10 protein-coding genes, 4 pseudogenes and 1 riboswitch are annotated in these 15855 nt (G+C 45.4%); of the genes and pseudogenes, 8 read left to right on the forward strand and 6 right to left on the reverse strand.

The features are described 5' to 3' along the window. Nucleotides 1-154: 154 nt before the first annotated feature. The 3 genes and pseudogenes from AB5170_RS21365 to AB5170_RS21375 form a co-directional block, all read right to left on the reverse strand. The gene (locus tag AB5170_RS21365) at nucleotides 155-2839 is read right to left on the reverse strand and encodes a heavy metal translocating P-type ATPase (protein ID WP_347087531.1); all 2685 of its coding nucleotides are present in this window, start codon (nucleotides 2837-2839) and stop codon (nucleotides 155-157) included. 99 nt (nucleotides 2840-2938) lie between these two features. Next, nucleotides 2939-3322, reverse strand: a complete 384-nt coding sequence (locus AB5170_RS21370; RefSeq protein WP_118579507.1) for a metal-sensing transcriptional repressor — start codon at nucleotides 3320-3322, stop codon at nucleotides 2939-2941. Between the two features lie 161 nt (nucleotides 3323-3483). Beyond that, nucleotides 3484-3594, reverse strand: a pseudogene (locus AB5170_RS21375) (DUF6783 domain-containing protein); the annotation flags it as partial. Between AB5170_RS21375 and AB5170_RS21380 the strand changes: the two are divergent. The 3 genes and pseudogenes from AB5170_RS21380 to AB5170_RS21390 form a co-directional block, all read left to right on the forward strand. Further along, nucleotides 3571-3672 (forward strand): annotated as a pseudogene (locus AB5170_RS21380) (DUF6783 domain-containing protein); the annotation flags it as partial. The pseudogenes AB5170_RS21375 and AB5170_RS21380 overlap by 24 nt on opposite strands. A 71-nt stretch (nucleotides 3673-3743) precedes the next feature. Next, nucleotides 3744-3920: riboswitch (cobalamin riboswitch) on the forward strand. A gap of 204 nt (nucleotides 3921-4124) precedes the next feature. Continuing rightward, the gene (locus AB5170_RS21385) at nucleotides 4125-5429 is read left to right on the forward strand and encodes a sirohydrochlorin cobaltochelatase (RefSeq protein ID WP_347087534.1); all 1305 of its coding nucleotides are present in this window, start codon (nucleotides 4125-4127) and stop codon (nucleotides 5427-5429) included. Between the two features lie 135 nt (nucleotides 5430-5564). Next, nucleotides 5565-6173, forward strand: a complete 609-nt coding sequence (locus AB5170_RS21390; RefSeq protein ID WP_368361843.1) for a hypothetical protein — start codon at nucleotides 5565-5567, stop codon at nucleotides 6171-6173. Between the two features lie 62 nt (nucleotides 6174-6235). Here AB5170_RS21390 and AB5170_RS21395 read toward each other — a convergent pair whose 3' ends face one another. Further along, nucleotides 6236-7633: a sodium:alanine symporter family protein gene (locus tag AB5170_RS21395; RefSeq protein ID WP_148461886.1), complete on the reverse strand. Its 1398-nt coding sequence runs from the start codon at nucleotides 7631-7633 to the stop codon at nucleotides 6236-6238. Between the two features lie 51 nt (nucleotides 7634-7684). Here AB5170_RS21395 and AB5170_RS21400 point away from each other — a divergent pair. Continuing rightward, nucleotides 7685-7816 (forward strand): annotated as a pseudogene (locus tag AB5170_RS21400) (DUF6783 domain-containing protein); the annotation flags it as partial. Nucleotides 7817-7919: 103 nt separating this feature from the next. Here AB5170_RS21400 and AB5170_RS21405 read toward each other — a convergent pair. Then, complete coding sequence (locus AB5170_RS21405) at nucleotides 7920-8486, reverse strand: flavodoxin family protein (RefSeq protein WP_118579516.1); 567 nt, start codon at nucleotides 8484-8486, stop codon at nucleotides 7920-7922. 334 nt (nucleotides 8487-8820) lie between these two features. Here AB5170_RS21405 and AB5170_RS21410 point away from each other — a divergent pair, with 334 nt between their 5' ends. Then, nucleotides 8821-12585: an ABC transporter ATP-binding protein/permease gene (locus tag AB5170_RS21410; RefSeq protein ID WP_173735034.1), complete on the forward strand. Its 3765-nt coding sequence runs from the start codon at nucleotides 8821-8823 to the stop codon at nucleotides 12583-12585. Between the two features lie 164 nt (nucleotides 12586-12749). Here AB5170_RS21410 and AB5170_RS21415 read toward each other — a convergent pair. After that, a pseudogene (locus AB5170_RS21415) lies at nucleotides 12750-12887 on the reverse strand (DUF6783 domain-containing protein); the annotation flags it as partial. Between AB5170_RS21415 and AB5170_RS21420 the strand changes: the two are divergent. From AB5170_RS21420 to AB5170_RS21430, 3 genes are all read left to right on the forward strand, one after another. Next, nucleotides 12846-12974, forward strand: coding sequence for a DUF6783 domain-containing protein (locus AB5170_RS21420; protein WP_313721186.1), 129 nt, complete (start codon nucleotides 12846-12848; stop codon nucleotides 12972-12974). The pseudogene AB5170_RS21415 and the gene AB5170_RS21420 overlap by 42 nt on opposite strands. A 153-nt stretch (nucleotides 12975-13127) precedes the next feature. Continuing rightward, nucleotides 13128-14060: a 1-phosphofructokinase gene (gene pfkB, locus AB5170_RS21425; RefSeq protein WP_173719393.1), complete on the forward strand. Its 933-nt coding sequence runs from the start codon at nucleotides 13128-13130 to the stop codon at nucleotides 14058-14060. Then, on the forward strand, nucleotides 14057-15855 hold a 1799-nt coding region (locus tag AB5170_RS21430; RefSeq protein ID WP_368365154.1), incomplete at its 3' end, for a fructose-specific PTS transporter subunit EIIC. The genes pfkB and AB5170_RS21430, both read left to right, overlap by 4 nt.

Raw genomic sequence — 15855 nt, forward strand, 5'->3', positions numbered from 1 at the left:
TTGATTTTGGCATGAAAAATACCTCCAAAGTAACAGATTTTTATATTTAATCTGTCTACTTTAGAGGTATCATATCAAAAATGTTTCTGTCGGCTGTTTGAACGGACCTTTGCAATAGGTTTCTGCATTGGTCAAGTTGAATGTGAGGGATGGATTACTCCTGTGTAATTCCGGTTACTTCATAGCCAGCGTCTTTGATTACCTGGCGGATTTTGTCCTCGTCCACTTTCTCTGGTGCTGAGAAAATAGTAGTTCCGGCATCATGGGAGGATACAACATCCTGTACCCCAAATGCTTCCTGGATTGCTTTGTTTACGTGTGCTTCGCAATGTCCGCACATCATTCCTGTTACATTAACTGTCACTTTTACCATGGTATTATTCTCCTTTTTGTTAGTATTGTTATTAATATCGCTGCATTCGTTCAAAAGCTTGCAGCTGTTATTAATCGTTTGTTCTGCATCTGAAGTTTTATCTGCATTGAATGATTTTGAGAAAACAGCAGATGATGCTTCAGAGAAATCAGCAATATTTCCAGAATTGGATTCTATGGAAACCGGATTCTTGACTTTTTTATCTTTAACTGCGTCATGAATTTTAAACAGGTTTAGCCTCAACGCGTTGGTAACTACACAGAAGCTGGAAAGGCTCATGGCAGCAGCGCCGAACATCGGGTTCAAGGTCCATCCGAAAATTGGAATCCATACGCCGGCAGCCAGCGGAATACCAATTACATTGTAGAAGAACGCCCAGAAGAGATTCTCGTGGATGTTGCGAAGAGTAGCGCGGCTCATACGGATAGCAGCTGGCACGTCGGAAAGCTGGCTTTTCATAAGGACAATATCTGCTGCGTCGATGGCTATATCCGTTCCGGCACCGATGGCAATACCAATATCTGCTCTGGTAAGGGCTGGTGCGTCGTTGATTCCGTCGCCAACCATGGCAACCTTGCCTTTTTCCTTCAGGGAGCGGATGACGCTCTCTTTTCCATCTGGAAGGACGCCTGCAATAACCTGGTCAACACCTGCCTGTGCGCCGATGGCTCTGGCCGTGCGCTTGTTGTCTCCGGTAAGCATAACTACGTGGATACCCATATTCTGAAGCTCTTTGACCGCCTGTGCACTGTCCGGTTTGATTACATCAGCAACTGCAATGATTCCAAGAAGTTTTCCATCTTTTGCGAAAAGAAGAGGAGTTTTTCCTGCTTCGGCAAGCTTCTCGGCCTGGTTCATAAGAGACGGAGAGACAGCTGCCAGAGTGTTGATGTATTTCATGCTTCCGCCGATAAGCGTGGAAGCGCCAAGCTTCGCAGAGAGTCCATTGCCGGGAAGAGCCTGGAATTCTGTGACTTCCTGGGCTGTAAGACCAAGGCTTGCAGCTTTTTCCAGAATGGCTTTCGCAAGAGGGTGCTCGCTCTTTTTTTCAAGGGCGTAGGCAAGGGTGAGAAGATCGTTCTCAGATACGTCGTCTGCAGGGAAAATGTCAGTAACCTCCGGCTGACCGTTTGTGATGGTTCCGGTTTTGTCAAGGGCTACGATCTGAACCTTTCCGGCTTCCTCAAGGGAGACGGCTGTTTTGAAAAGGATACCGTTTTTGGCACCCATTCCGTTTCCAACCATAATGGCAACCGGAGTGGCAAGACCAAGGGCGCATGGGCAGCTGATGACCAGAACGGAAATTCCTCTTGCCAGGGCGTAGCCAGCCTCATGACCGGTAAGCAGCCAGACAATAGTTGTTATAATTGCAATGGTGATAACAGCAGGTACGAAAACACTGGAAACACGGTCTGCGATTTTTGCAATAGGAGCTTTGGTGGCTGCAGCATCACTGACCATTTTGATGATCTGGGAGAGGGTGGTGTCTTCGCCAACGCGGGTAGCTTCACATTTGATGAAACCAGACTGGTTGACTGTGGCTGCGGAGACAAGATCTCCGGCAGCTTTGTCAACAGGGATACTCTCACCTGTAAGGGCAGATTCGTTGACTGCACTGGAGCCTTCGATAATCACACCATCCACCGGGATGTTTTCACCAGGGCGAACAACAAAGGTGTCACCTTTTACAACCTGGTCAATGGGAACGGTGGCTTCCTGGCCGTTTCGGATGACAACGGCAGTCTTGGGAGCAAGCTTCATAAGACCTTTTAAGGCATCCGTGGTCTTGCCCTTGGAACGGGCTTCCAGCATTTTTCCAACGGTGATCAGGGTCAGGATCATAGCGGCAGATTCGAAATAGAATTCCATCATGTAGTGCATGACAAGTTCGGAATTGCCGTCAACCTGGGCTCTGGTCATGGCGAACAGGGCGTAGACACTCCATACAAAGGAGGCCATGGAGCCGAGAGCTACCAGGGTATCCATGTTCGGAGAGCGGTGCCACAGACTCCTGAAGCCACTGATGAAAAATTTCTGATTGATGACCATGACGATTCCTGCAAGAAGCAGCTGTACAAGTCCCATGGCGATATGGTTGCCATCAAACCAGGATGGCAGCGGCCATCCCCACATCATGTGTCCCATGGAAAAGTACATCAGCACCAGAAGAAAACCTACTGAGGCAATAAGCCGTTTCCTGAGGAGTGGCGTTTCGTGATCTTCCAAGGCTTTCTCAGCATCGGAAACGGATTCCGTCTGACCGGAAGCACCCTTCAGGCTGCAGCCGTATCCGGCTTCTTCTACAGCTGAGACAATGGCAGAGGCTGAGGCAGTTCCTTCCACTCCCATGGAATTGGTAAGCAGGCTTACGGAGCAGGAAGTAACTCCCGGAACCTTGTTTACCGCTTTTTCCACACGGGCGCTGCAGGCTGCACAGCTCATGCCGGTGACGTTGTATTGTTCCATAATAAATTCCTCCTTCGAATACAGTGTTTCGATACCAACGGATTGCTCTGCGCATTCGTACCTCCGCAGGCAGGTACACATTCGGAATGCGCTGGTATCTCACTTCATTAGCTTCTGCAAAGTTGCAACCAGCTCATCAATGGTTTCGTCTTTACCATCACGGATATCTCTTGCCACACAGGTTCGGATATGATTGGCGAGAAGTTCCTTATTAAATGCATTCACAGCAGCATTTACAGCTGCTGACTGAATAAGAATATCGTTGCAGTAAGCGTCATTCTCCAGCATTCCTATAATCCCCCTTATCTGGCCTTCAATACGTTTCAGACGGTTTACCAGCTTCCTGCGCTCTGCTTCGGAACGATCGGTGTGCTTGGTACAACAGCAGGAACAGACCTTCTTGGTAGGTTCCTGGCTGGAAAGAGTTGCAGGATCGGCTGCGGTGTGGCTGCAGCAGGATTCGGATTTATAATCAGCTGTCATAGGCGGACTCCTTTCCTTATATACCCCTTAGGGGTATGTATTTGATGAAACCAATATATACCCTGGCGGGGTATTTGTCAATAAGTAATTCACAGAAAACCTGAGAATTGCGGCGCGAAACCATGCGAAAGCATGATTCCTGTGTATCGCGAAGCGTGTTGCTATGAACGGAGTGAATAGTAATCTGTTTGAAAAATTATTCCCGCAATCTGCACGCCCCACTTTGCGGTATATTTTGCCCGAATTCAGTTGCCGTAGCCCGCTACGGCGCCCTCATCAGGACAAAATCTCCCACAAATTGTGACGCACATCTTGCAGAAAGCCTTTTTCAAACATACTCTAGTTCATAAAAAATACATAAAAAGTTCATAAAAAATATATAATAATATGGTACATATTAAATATCCGAGTCGAATATGTATAATGGTTATAGCGCGAAGGTTGCATCATGAACATGATGCGCAAAAGAGAATCCGGTGAGAGTCCGGAACGATGCCGTCACTGTGTAAGGGAACTGCTTCAGAGCCCACTGGGAAACCGGGAAGGGGGAGCAGTGTTGACCGAAGTCAGGAGAACTGCCTTGGCGTGGAATCTTAGGTCTGCGGTACACAGAACCTGTATTCTCATAACGATACATGAATATTTCCTGAATGTTTTTTGGAAGAAAAGTGTGTATATGAGAATGTGTGCAGTCGCAGAAAATGCGGCTGTTTTTATGCAATGGGAGATTGGTGATAGATTTCCCATGGGATTCTTTATACGTGATTCTATCCGGAAATACAAAAAAAAAGAGGAAAAAGAAATGAAAAGAAAATCTTTATTAGCAATCCTTCTTGCAGCTTCTATGGCAGCAAGCATGACAGCAGCAACAGCAACTGTTGCATTTGCAGAGACAGAGGAAGCAGCAGAGGAGACAACAGACGATGCTGAGACAGCTGATGATGCTGAGGCAGCTGACGATGCTGAAGCAGCTGATGATGCTGAGACAACAGACGATGCAGAAGCAGCTGATGACACTGCAGATGCAGATAAGGAAGCGGCTGATAAAGTAGCAGCACTTATCGATGCTATTTATGTTCAGGAGAGAACAGATGATACAGATGAGCAGTGCAAGGAAGCTAAAGAAGCATGGGATGCCCTTACAGATGCTCAGAAAGAGCTTGTAGAGGGAGAAGAGGCAAGTCCAGAGTATTTCGGACGTGACACAGGTGATGCTTCCAAGGATGATCCGCGTAATCAGGACGAGATCGGTGAGAATGAGCTTCTTGTAGTAAGCTTTGGTACTTCCTTTAACGACAGCCGTGCAGAGGATATCAAAGGAATCGAGGATGCTCTTGCAGAAGCATTCCCGGATTGGTCTGTAAGAAGAGCATTTACCGCTCAGATCATTATCAACCATGTACAGGCAAGAGATGATGAGAAGATTGATAACATGCAGCAGGCACTTGACCGTGCAGTAGCAAACGGTGTTAAGAATCTTGTAGTTCAGCCTACACATCTTATGCATGGTGCTGAGTACGATGAGATGGTAGAAGCTATTGATGCTTACAAAGATAAATTTGAATCTGTAGCAATCGCTGAACCAATGCTTGGTGAGGTTGGCGATGACGCTACCGTTATCAACGATGACAAAGCTGCTGTTGCTCAGGCAATCACAGATGAAGCTGTAAAAGAAGCTGGATATGACAGCATGGAAGCAGCTGCAGAAGATGGAACCGCATTTGTATTCATGGGACATGGTACTTCCCATACAGCAAACGTTACATATGACCAGATGCAGACACAGATGGATAACCTTGGATTCACAAACGCATTCATCGGTACTGTAGAAGGTGAGCCAGAGGATACAGCTTGTGATGAAGTTATCAATAAAGTAAAAGATGCCGGATTCAAGAAAGTAATCCTTCGTCCGCTTATGGTTGTTGCTGGTGACCATGCAAACAATGATATGGCTGGTGATGATGATGACTCCTGGAAGAGCATGTTCGAGGCTTCTGGAGATTTCGATGAGATTGACTGCCAGATCGAAGGTCTTGGAAGAATTGACGCTGTTGAGCAGCTTTATGTAGCTCATACTCAGGCAGCTATTGATTCCATCGCGAAATAATTATCCTGGTATAAATTGTTATTGCAACAGAACAAAAGCAGCTGCTCCTACACTGTGGGGCAGCTGTTTGAGTAATAAAACAAATACGGCACACACAAGTGTACCGTAAATAAAGAAAAAGCAAGGAGAGTTATTATGAAACGTTCATTAGTCATTTTATTAACAGCTGTAAGTATTTCCGCTATGACAGCAGGAACTGCATTCCCGGCATTTGCAGAAGCCACAGAGGCTGAGGCAGAGGAAACCACAGATGGTGCAGAGAATGCCGCAGACAGCGAACTTGAAGACGGTGTTTATGGTGTAGAGTTTGACACAGACAGCAGTATGTTCCATGTAAATGAGGCTTGCAACGGAAGAGCTACCCTCACTGTAAAGGATGGTAAAATGACCGTTCATATTACTCTCGTTTCCAAGAATATTGAGAATGTTTTTCTTGGAACAGCAGAGGATGCACAGAAAGACGGTGCCGAACTGATTCAGCCTACTATTGATAAGGTAACTTACAGCGATGGCATGACAGAGGAGGTTTATGGATTCAATGTTCCGGTAGAGAAGCTGGATGAAGAATTTGACCTGGCAATTATTGGTAAAAAGGGCAAATGGTATGACCATAAGGTAAGCGTTACGGATGTGCAGGAGCAGACTGAGGAAGAAAAAAAAGCAGTTGAGATCGGTGAGGAAGAGAAAAGTGAAGATGCTGATACAACTACAGATGCAGCTGCCGAGGAAGAGAATAAGGATTGATCAATAATCTGAAAGGGACATCACATGAGCGAAAACGGTTCATGTGATGTCCCTTTTTATATTTATTTTGTTTTGCCCTCTCCGGCAAAATATTCTTTTGTAAGCTTCACAACTGTACCGGAAAGCAGGAACAAAGCAATCAGGTTGGGAATTGCCATAAGACCGTTAAATGTCTCTGCAATGCTCCACATCAGTCCAAGGTTGGCAGTTGCGCCAAGGATGGCAACCAGGGAATAAATAACCATAAATGGTTTGATCACTTTTTCAGAGAACAGGAACTCAATGCAACGGGCACCGTAAAGTCCCCATCCGACTGCTGTGGAAAAAGCGAAGCAGCACATGGCAACTGCTGTAAAAATGGATACCCAGCTTCCATATGTAGAAGTAAATCCAAGGATCGTAAGCTCTGCGCCAGCTGCTTTTCCATAATCAACAGCAACGCCGCTGCAAAGGATAACCAGTGCAGTCAGTGTACAGATCACGATGGTATCTGTAAAGACTTCGAAAATACCGAACATACCCTGTTTTACAGGCTTTTTGGTATCTGCACACGCATGGGCAATAGATCCGGTACCAAGACCAGCCTCGTTAGAGAAGATACCACGGGAAACACCTTTTTTTAAACTGGTGAACATACTTAAAACAATGCCGCCTGTTACAGCTCTAGGCTGAAATGCCCCTCTGAAAATAGAAGCGAATACAGCTGGTACATTCTGAATGTTCAGAAGGATAACTCCCAGTCCGAGAAGAATGTAAAGCAGAGCCATAAATGGAACCAGCTTTTCGGTAACATGGCCAATTCGTTTGATTCCGCCAAGAAGGATCATGGCAATTAGAATGGCAATTATGATTCCGATGATCAGGTTGGAAGTGGAAACGGCGCTTTCGCTGATCACGTTATAATTCAGCAATGCAGAATTGATCGCAGTGGTGATAGTGTTGACCTGTGTGGCGTTGCCGGTACCAAATACAGTGAGCACGCCGAATGCTGCGAACAGATAAGCCAGCCAATGCCATTTTTTGCTAAGCCCGTTCTTGATGTAATACATGGGACCGCCTACCAGTTCGCCGTTGGCATTGATCTCGCGGTAGTGTACCGCCAGGGTGACCTCAGCATATTTGGTACACATGCCAAACAGTGCAGAAACCCACATCCAGAATATGGCTCCGGGACCGCCGATTGCGATAGCACCTGCTACACCGGCAATATTGCCAGTACCGACCGTGGCTGCAAGTGCTGTACACACTGCCTGGAAAGGCGTGATAGCACCGTCAGATGCGTCACGTTTGCGGAAAATACGTCCAAGGGTTGTTTTGATTGCGTAGGGGAATTTGCGAATCTGAAGAAAATTGGTGCGGATACTAAGATAAAGACCAACTCCGAAAATACAGACCATTGCAGGAACGCCCCAGATAAAATTATTTACAGCGGTGTTGATGGTTTCGATTATTTGCAGCATAAAATACCTCTCTGGAAGTTTTTTTTGATGTATGCGAACGGAACTTCTTCCATGTCACACACATTATTAAACTGGTGCAGCCAGAGCCTGTTTGAAAAATCATTCTTGCAATCTGCACGCCCGCTTTGTGGGAAATTTTGCTCGAATTCAGTTGCTGTAGCCTGCCACGGCGCCCTCATCCGAGCAAAAACTCCCACAAATTGTGACGCACATCTTGCAAAAAGCTTTTTTCAGATATGCTCTGGAGCTTCATTTATGTGAAGACATGACAACTACTGCACCATATTTAGCGGATAAAATTTGTCTTGATCTTATCTTCCGCCTGAGGAACTGCAATACCTGCCGCTTTCCCTGCTTCCAGGGATTTCAGAAGCCATGCCATATTGTTTCCAAGTGAGCGCATGATCTGAAGTCCTTCTTCATCCTGCGCAACTTCTGCAGGAGTATTTCCGTGAACCATGTTCCAGTAGTTAGCAGATACAACAGGCATTTCATGATAGCTGAAATATTTCTGAAGAACGTCTAAAGTAGCTGTGGTGCCGGCTCTTCTTGCAGAAGCAACTGCTGCAGCTGGTTTGTGGAGCATGTCTTTGCCTGCCATGGAGCAAAGCTTATCCATAAATTCAATGATCTGTCCGGATGGGGAAGCCCAGTATACCGGAGAACCAACTATAAGCGCATCTGCTTCTTTTAATTTCGCCGCGGCGGCTTTTACATTATCTGTATCCGGATTTCCAGCTTGGAAAATCTCAGTATCAATTCCATTATGATTCAGTGTTTTTGCCACTTCACTAAGTGCGGTGAACGTACAGCCTTCCTTGCGCGGGCTGCCATTTAAGAGTAAAACCTTCATGTTTTTCATCCTTTCTGAAGTAAGTTATATCAGACTGCGATAGCCGCAATCTGCATGCATCATCTCTCTAAAGCGGTAATGTATCTTCTTATTATACGATAGAAATAGTTGGATTTCAAGAGAATGGTTTTATTTTAAAAACACAATATGTTCACAATTTAAGATTATAATAAAAAATATTTGAACTATTCAGCAAATATTATTCCGCAAGGTATTTTATGTGAATCTGACTCACATAAAAATCGAAATCTTCGGCGCCCCACTTTGCGGTATATTTTGCCTGAATTGGTGAATGGTTATAAACATTTATTATGCGACAGAAAGGAAGTAGTAAGTGCTTCAGATCAAAGACATACACAAAGAATACAGAACAGGAAATTTGGTACAGCGTGCCCTGGACGGAGTGAGCCTTAGTCTTCGGGACAATGAATTTGTGGCAATTCTTGGTCCCAGCGGTTCGGGAAAAACCACTCTTCTGAATATTATTGGTGGTCTTGACCGGTACGATAGTGGCGATCTGATCATCAATGGGATTTCTACGAAAAAATATAAAGACAGGGACTGGGACTCTTATCGAAATCATACCATAGGATTTGTGTTTCAGAGTTATAATCTGATCCCACACCAGACAGTTCTTGCAAACGTGGAGCTTGCCCTTACCATTTCCGGTGTATCAAAAAGTGAGCGGAGACGCCGTGCAAAAGAAGCTCTGGAAAAAGTAGGCCTTGGTGCCCAGATCCACAAAAAGCCAAGTCAGATGTCAGGCGGTCAGATGCAGCGAGTGGCAATTGCCAGAGCACTTGTAAATGACCCGGAAATTCTTTTGGCGGATGAGCCAACAGGAGCCCTGGATTCAGATACCAGTGTACAGGTTATGGATCTTTTGCAAGGGGTCGCAAAGGAACGATTGGTAGTAATGGTCACCCATAATCCGGAGCTTGCCCAGCTTTATGCCACCAGAATCGTGACGGTAAAAGATGGGCGGATCCTTTCTGATACAGATCCGTTTGTGATAGACAGCGAGAGCATGGCACCTCCTGTTCACAAGAATATGGGAAAATCCTCCATGTCCTTTTTTACTGCACTTTCCCTTAGCTTTCAGAATCTGAAGACTAAGAAAGCCCGGACCTTACTTACTTCTTTTGCAGGCTCCATCGGTATTATCGGAATTGCGCTGATCCTTTCCATATCAAATGGTGTAGACAAATACATTACAAATATGGAAGAAGAAACACTTTCGGAATATCCGTTGCAGATACAAAGTACAGGTGTAGATCTTACCTCCATGATGATGGGAGCTGCCACAGCCCAGAGTGAAAAAAAGGATGGGGAAGTAGGTGTTGCCCAGATGGTGACTAATATGTTCTCCAAAATGAATTCCAATGATCTGGAGTCTCTGAAAGCTTATCTGGACAGCAATGAAAGCAGCATTTCCCAGTATGCGAATTCAGTGGAGTGTACATATTCTGTATCTCCCCAGATTTTTCTGGAAAATGGAAAAAATATCCGACAGGTAAATCCGGACAAATCTTTTTCTGCTATGGGCTTGGGCTCTGGTTCCTCCAACAGCATTATGTCTTCTACCATGAGCACTGATGTTTTTCATGAAATGCCGGAAGATGCTGATCTTTATAAGGATCAATATGACGTGAAAGCGGGAAGATGGCCTGAAAATTATAAAGAATGTGTGCTGGTGCTTACTTCACAGGGCGATATCAGTGATTTTCTCCAGTACACTCTTGGACTTCGGGACGGTAAAGAACTGGATGATATGGTTCAGAAATTTATGGCAGAAGAGGCAGTGGAAACGCCAGAGAACGAGGAATCATACACCTATGATGAAATCCTGGGGAAGAAATTTAAGCTGGTAAGCAGTACCGATTATTATGAATTTGATGAAGAATATAAGGTCTGGAAGGATAAATCAGACAACAGCTCTTATATGAAAAAACTGGTGAAAAAAGGAGAAGACCTGACAGTTGTGGGAATTGTCCAGCCTGTGGAAGGTGCCACTGCTTCCATGCTCACTGCTGGAATCTGTTATACTCCGGAGCTTACCAGACATGTGATCGAGAAGGCTGCTTCCAGTGAAATTGTGAAGCAGCAGCTGGCGGATGAAAAGATAAATGTTTTTACCGGAGAGGAATTTGGAAAAGAAGACAATGAGAACAGTAAGTTTGACATGGAATCCCTTTTTTCCATTAATGCGGATGCCCTGCAGGAGGCCTTTCAGGTAGATCTCAGTGGATTTAATATGGACCTGTCCAGTCTTTCGGGGCTGTCCTCCGGATTGAATGTGGAAATGCCGGATATGCCTGACATGTCAGCTCTGGCTGGAAATATAAATCTGGATGAGAGCAGTATGCCGGATCTTTCCAAGCTTATCAAGCTGGATGACCTTGATCTGGATCTTTCCCATATGATTGATCCGGAAGAAATTCTGAAAAATCTTCCGGCAGACCAGGTTCCGGATATGAGTCAAGCGCTGAAGTCAGTGAAGTTTGATTTTACAGAAGAGAAGGTAACTGCTTTGCTGAAAGAGGTTCTTACTGGTTATCAGGAAAGCATTAAAGATAAACCGGAAGCAGATATGGATAAAATGCAGGCAGCATTGAAGCAGTATTTGACATCAAAAGAGATGAACGAACGTCTGTGCAAGGATCTGCAGGAGCTGGTGAAAAATAACGTGAACGTGGATATGTCTTCGGAAAAACTGATCGCAGTGGCTGTGGGGCTGATGAACCAGTATCAGGAGTATGCCAAGGCAAATGGTATCACCCAGACAGATGTGGCTAGCATTCTTGCCTTTTTAAGTCAGGGGGAAATCCAGCAGCAGATCAAAGAGGAAGCAGAGAATCTGGTTAAAAACAGCGTGACAGTGAATATTACCACAAAACAGATACGGGATCTTCTTATGCAGGACGTTGTAGCTGCTTATCCGGAGTATGCCAGGAATAATTCCCTTCCGGACCCGGCTAATCTGGGAATCTATTTTCTGGAATATATGCAGACAGAGGATGGGCAGAATCGTCTCATGAATGGACTTATGACTCTTGTGGATACCAGCGAGGTGCAGACGCAGTTTTCCCAGGCAATGGAAACTTACATGAAAGCCATGATGACTTCTTTCACAGATGCGATCGCAAAGGGGATTGAGTCAAAATTTACAGAGATAATGGAACAGGTGGAAAAACAGCTTACAAAGGGAATCCAGACTGCTATGGAGCAGATGATGGGAAATATCAGTTCCGGTATGCAGGAGGCAATGCAGTCTGTGATGACCAGTGTATCATCGAGTCTTACTTCTGCCATGAGCCAGGCTATGAGCGGACTTGGCGGATTGGGAAGCGGCATGGGAAATATGGAAGATGCGCTTTCCATTAATCCGGAGGCTTTTGCAAAAGCAATTCAGATGAACATGAATGAGGACGACCTCTCAGAGCTCATGATGTCCCTGCTGTCATCTGAAAATTCTTCTTATGACGGAAATCTGAAAAAGCTTGGATATGCAGATCTAAATGTTCCTGGCGGAATTAATATCTATCCAAAGGATTTTGAAAGTAAATCAGAAATTGTAGGTATTCTGGATCAGTATAACGCGGATATGGAAGCGGCAGGAGAGGATGAGAAGGTGATCACTTATACGGATCTTGTGGGAACGCTGATGTCGTCAGTTACGAATATTGTAAATATTATCAGTTATGTTCTGGTGGCTTTTGTAGCGATTTCCCTTGTGGTTTCTTCCATTATGATCGGTGTTATCACGTATATCAGTGTTCTGGAGAGGAAAAAAGAAATTGGTATTCTAAGAGCGATTGGTGCTTCCAGGCACAACGTGTCACAGGTGTTCAATGCGGAGACGTTTATTATCGGATTTTGCGCAGGTGCTATGGGGATTGGAATTACATTGCTTCTTCTCATTCCTGCGAACAGCATTATCCGGTCACTGGCTGACGGAGTGAATGTGAAGGCGGCTCTTCCTCCTGTAGCAGCAGTAGTTCTGATCGGACTGAGCGTGGTTCTGACTCTTCTTGGCGGACTGATCCCATCAAGAAAAGCTGCTAAAAGTGATCCGGTGACAGCGCTTCGAACTGATTAAAATAACAGAATTTGATGACTGATTTTGACCATCATTATAAAATACAGAAAAATGCAGGGTTCAGGTTGGGGCACAGCCTGATATCTGCATTTTTTTGTGATTTATGGATATTACTATTCGTACAGCCAATAGTAAATAACCGCTATATTGACCTGTCTGATCTGTCATATACTGCGCCAATGTGGCTGATACTTAATTTTCACTGTACTGGAGCGCGTCTGAAAAATCATTCCCGCAATCTGTACGCCCCACTTTGCGGTATGTTTCGCCCGAATTCGGTTGCCGTAGCCTGCTACGACGCCCTCATCCGGACAAAATCTCCCACAAATTGTGACGTACATCTTGCAGAAAGCTTTTTTGAACATGCTCTGGCACATCGTTGCATATAAAAAATCAAAAACAGTCAAAATAATTCATATTTGTGCAATTGTAATAAATCATAAGTGAAAATCTTGTGAAAAAGATTGATTGACTTTGACTGTATATGAAAGTATAATAAGCACAACAAATCAAAAACAAGCAAAAATAAGCAGGAGGCAGAAATGATTTACACTGTGACTTTTAATCCGTCACTGGATTACATCGTGTCGGTAGAGAACTTCCAGCTTGGTCTTACCAATCGAACCAGTTCGGAGATGCTTTTGCCGGGAGGCAAGGGAATTAATGTTTCTACAGTTCTTATGAATCTGGGAATTGAGAGTACAGCCCTTGGATTTACAGCCGGATTTACCGGAGATGAGATTATCCGGCGTCTTGAGGAGATGGGGGTGAGGAATGGTTTCATCCAGGTAGGGGAAGGCTTTTCCAGAATCAATCTGAAGCTGAAGAGTATAGACGGTACAGAAATCAATGGACAGGGACCGAAGATTGGAACTGATAAGGTGGATCTGCTGATGAAGCAGTTAGGAGAGCTTGGACAGGGCGATGTACTTTTCCTTTCCGGAAGCATTCCATCATCCATGCCGGATGATGCCTACCAGAAGATCATGGCTATGCTGGACGGCAGAGGTGTAAGAATCGCAGTGGACGCGACGAGAGATCTTTTGATGAAGGTTCTCCCCTATCATCCATTTCTAATTAAGCCAAATAACCATGAACTTGGTGAGATCTTCGGTGTGGAACTGAAAGACCGCCAGTCCGTGATCCCATATGGTAAGAAACTCCAGAAGATGGGAGCTGTGAATGTACTGATCTCCATGGCAGGAGAAGGCGCGGTCCTTATTGCTGAGAATGGAGACGTTTATGAGGAGCCTGCACCGAAAGGCAAGCTGATCAATGGTGTTGGAGCCGGAGACTCCATGGTTGCCGGATTTATGGCAGGATATATGGAGAAGCAGGATTATGAATATGCGTTCCACATGGGAATCGCAGCTGGAAGTGCCAGTGCGTTTTCTGAGAATCTTGCTACCAGAGAAGAGATTGAAGCTGTATATCAGCAGATCACAGGAAAGGATCAGGAGGAAAGGAAGAAATGAGGATCACAGATTTACTGGACGTAAGAAGTATTTCGTTAAATGCTGCTCCAGCAGATAAGTCTCAGACTCTGGATGCAGCGGTTTCCCTTATGACCAGAAGTGGCAAGATTAATGATGAGGAAGCGTACCGTAAGCAGGTCTATGCCAGAGAGGAAGAAAGTACCACAGGAATCGGGGAGGGAATCGCCATTCCTCATGGTAAATGTGATGCAGTAGAGAAACCAGGACTTGCCGCTATGGTGATCCCGGGAGGGGTTGACTTTGACTCTCTTGACGGAGAGCCGGTTACCTTGCTGTTTCTTATTGCTGCGCCGAATACAGAGGATAATGTTCATCTGGATGTGCTCAGCAAGCTTTCCATGATGCTGATGGATGAGGAATTTACCAAGAGCCTTCGTGCTGCGAAGACACCAGAGGAATTTCTTGCGATCATTGATCAGGCAGACGAGGAGAAGAAAAGCGTAGATGAGCGTCTGGCCGATATGGGAGAGGCTGAAGCGGATCAGTTTAAGATTCTGGCTGTTACTTCCTGCCCTACAGGAATTGCCCACACCTACATGGCAGCAGAAGGAATTGAGAAGGCTTCCAAGGCGAAGAACTGCTTTGTGAAGATTGAGACAAGAGGATCTGGCGGAGCTAAGAATGTGCTTACAGAGCAGGAGATTCAGGATGCAGACTGCATTATCGTTGCAGCCGATGCTCAGGTTCCAATGGATCGTTTCGATGGCAAGAAGGTGATTCAGCGTCAGGTTTCTGACGGAATCAATAAGGCTGATGAGCTTGTAGAGCTTGCTATGTCTGGAAACGTACCGGTTTATCACAGTGGAAATGCATCAGCCTCATCACAGAGTCAGAATAAGACCGGCGGCAGTGTGGGACACAAGATTTACACCCAGCTGATGAATGGTGTTTCCCATATGCTTCCGTTTGTAGTTGGCGGTGGTATTCTGATCGCCATTGCCTTTTTGATCGATGGTCTTATGGTAGATATGAATGCCCTGGATGTAGCCGAGCGCTCTAATTTTGGGTCTATTACTCCGGCGGCAGCTATGTTCAAACAAATCGGTGATGTGGCATTTGGTTTTATGCTTCCGGTTCTGGCGGGATTTATTGCCATGGCAATCGGTGACAGACCGGCACTTGCACTTGGCTTTGTGGGTGGAATGATGGCACACAGCGGAACTTCAGGTTTCCTTGGTGCTCTGGTAGCTGGTTTTGCAGCAGGATATATTATTCTGGGACTTCGTAAGGTATGTGAGAAGCTTCCGGAAGCTCTTGAGAAGATCGCACCGGTTCTGATTTATCCGGTTGTTGGTATTCTGCTCATGGGACTTCTGATGCTGTTTGTTGTAGAGCCCATCATGGGGGGTATCAATACAGCACTGAATAACGGACTTACCTCCATGGGAAGCTCCAGCAAGATCATTCTTGGACTGATCCTTGGCGGAATGATGGCAATCGACATGGGTGGTCCGTTTAACAAGGCTGCATATGTATTTGGTACTGCAGCGATTGCAGCTGGTAACTATGATATTATGGCAGCCGTTATGGTTGGTGGTATGGTTCCGCCATGCGCTATCGCACTTGCCACCCTTCTTTTCAAAGACAGATTTACAAAGGAAGAAAGAGAATCCGGTCCGACCAACTTTATTATGGGACTTGCATTTATCACAGAGGGAGCCATTCCTTTCGCAGCAGCTGATCCGCTTCATGTGCTTCCGGCATGTATTATTGGATCTGGTCTTGCAGGTGCAATGTCCATGGCATTTGGATGTACTTTAATGGCACCTCACGG

Source organism: Ruminococcus sp. RTP21484sp1_RTP21281st1_A8_RTP21281_210402, assembly GCF_040914025.1.
Lineage (GTDB): Bacteria > Bacillota > Clostridia > Lachnospirales > Lachnospiraceae > Blautia_A > Blautia_A faecis.

Excerpts from the sequence above, each read along its gene's own strand:
- AB5170_RS21395 (WP_148461886.1), bottom strand. The coding sequence starts at position 7,633 with ATGCTGCAAATAATCGAAACCATCAACACCGCTGTAAATAATTTTATC.
- AB5170_RS21365 (WP_347087531.1), bottom strand. The coding sequence starts at position 2,839 with ATGGAACAATACAACGTCACCGGCATGAGCTGTGCAGCCTGCAGCGCC.
- AB5170_RS21390 (WP_368361843.1), top strand. The coding sequence starts at position 5,565 with ATGAAACGTTCATTAGTCATTTTATTAACAGCTGTAAGTATTTCCGCT.
- pfkB (WP_173719393.1), top strand. The coding sequence starts at position 13,128 with ATGATTTACACTGTGACTTTTAATCCGTCACTGGATTACATCGTGTCG.
- AB5170_RS21370 (WP_118579507.1), bottom strand. The coding sequence starts at position 3,322 with ATGACAGCTGATTATAAATCCGAATCCTGCTGCAGCCACACCGCAGCC.
- AB5170_RS21420 (WP_313721186.1), top strand. The coding sequence starts at position 12,846 with ATGTTTCGCCCGAATTCGGTTGCCGTAGCCTGCTACGACGCCCTCATC.
- AB5170_RS21405 (WP_118579516.1), bottom strand. The coding sequence starts at position 8,486 with ATGAAGGTTTTACTCTTAAATGGCAGCCCGCGCAAGGAAGGCTGTACG.
- AB5170_RS21385 (WP_347087534.1), top strand. The coding sequence starts at position 4,125 with ATGAAAAGAAAATCTTTATTAGCAATCCTTCTTGCAGCTTCTATGGCA.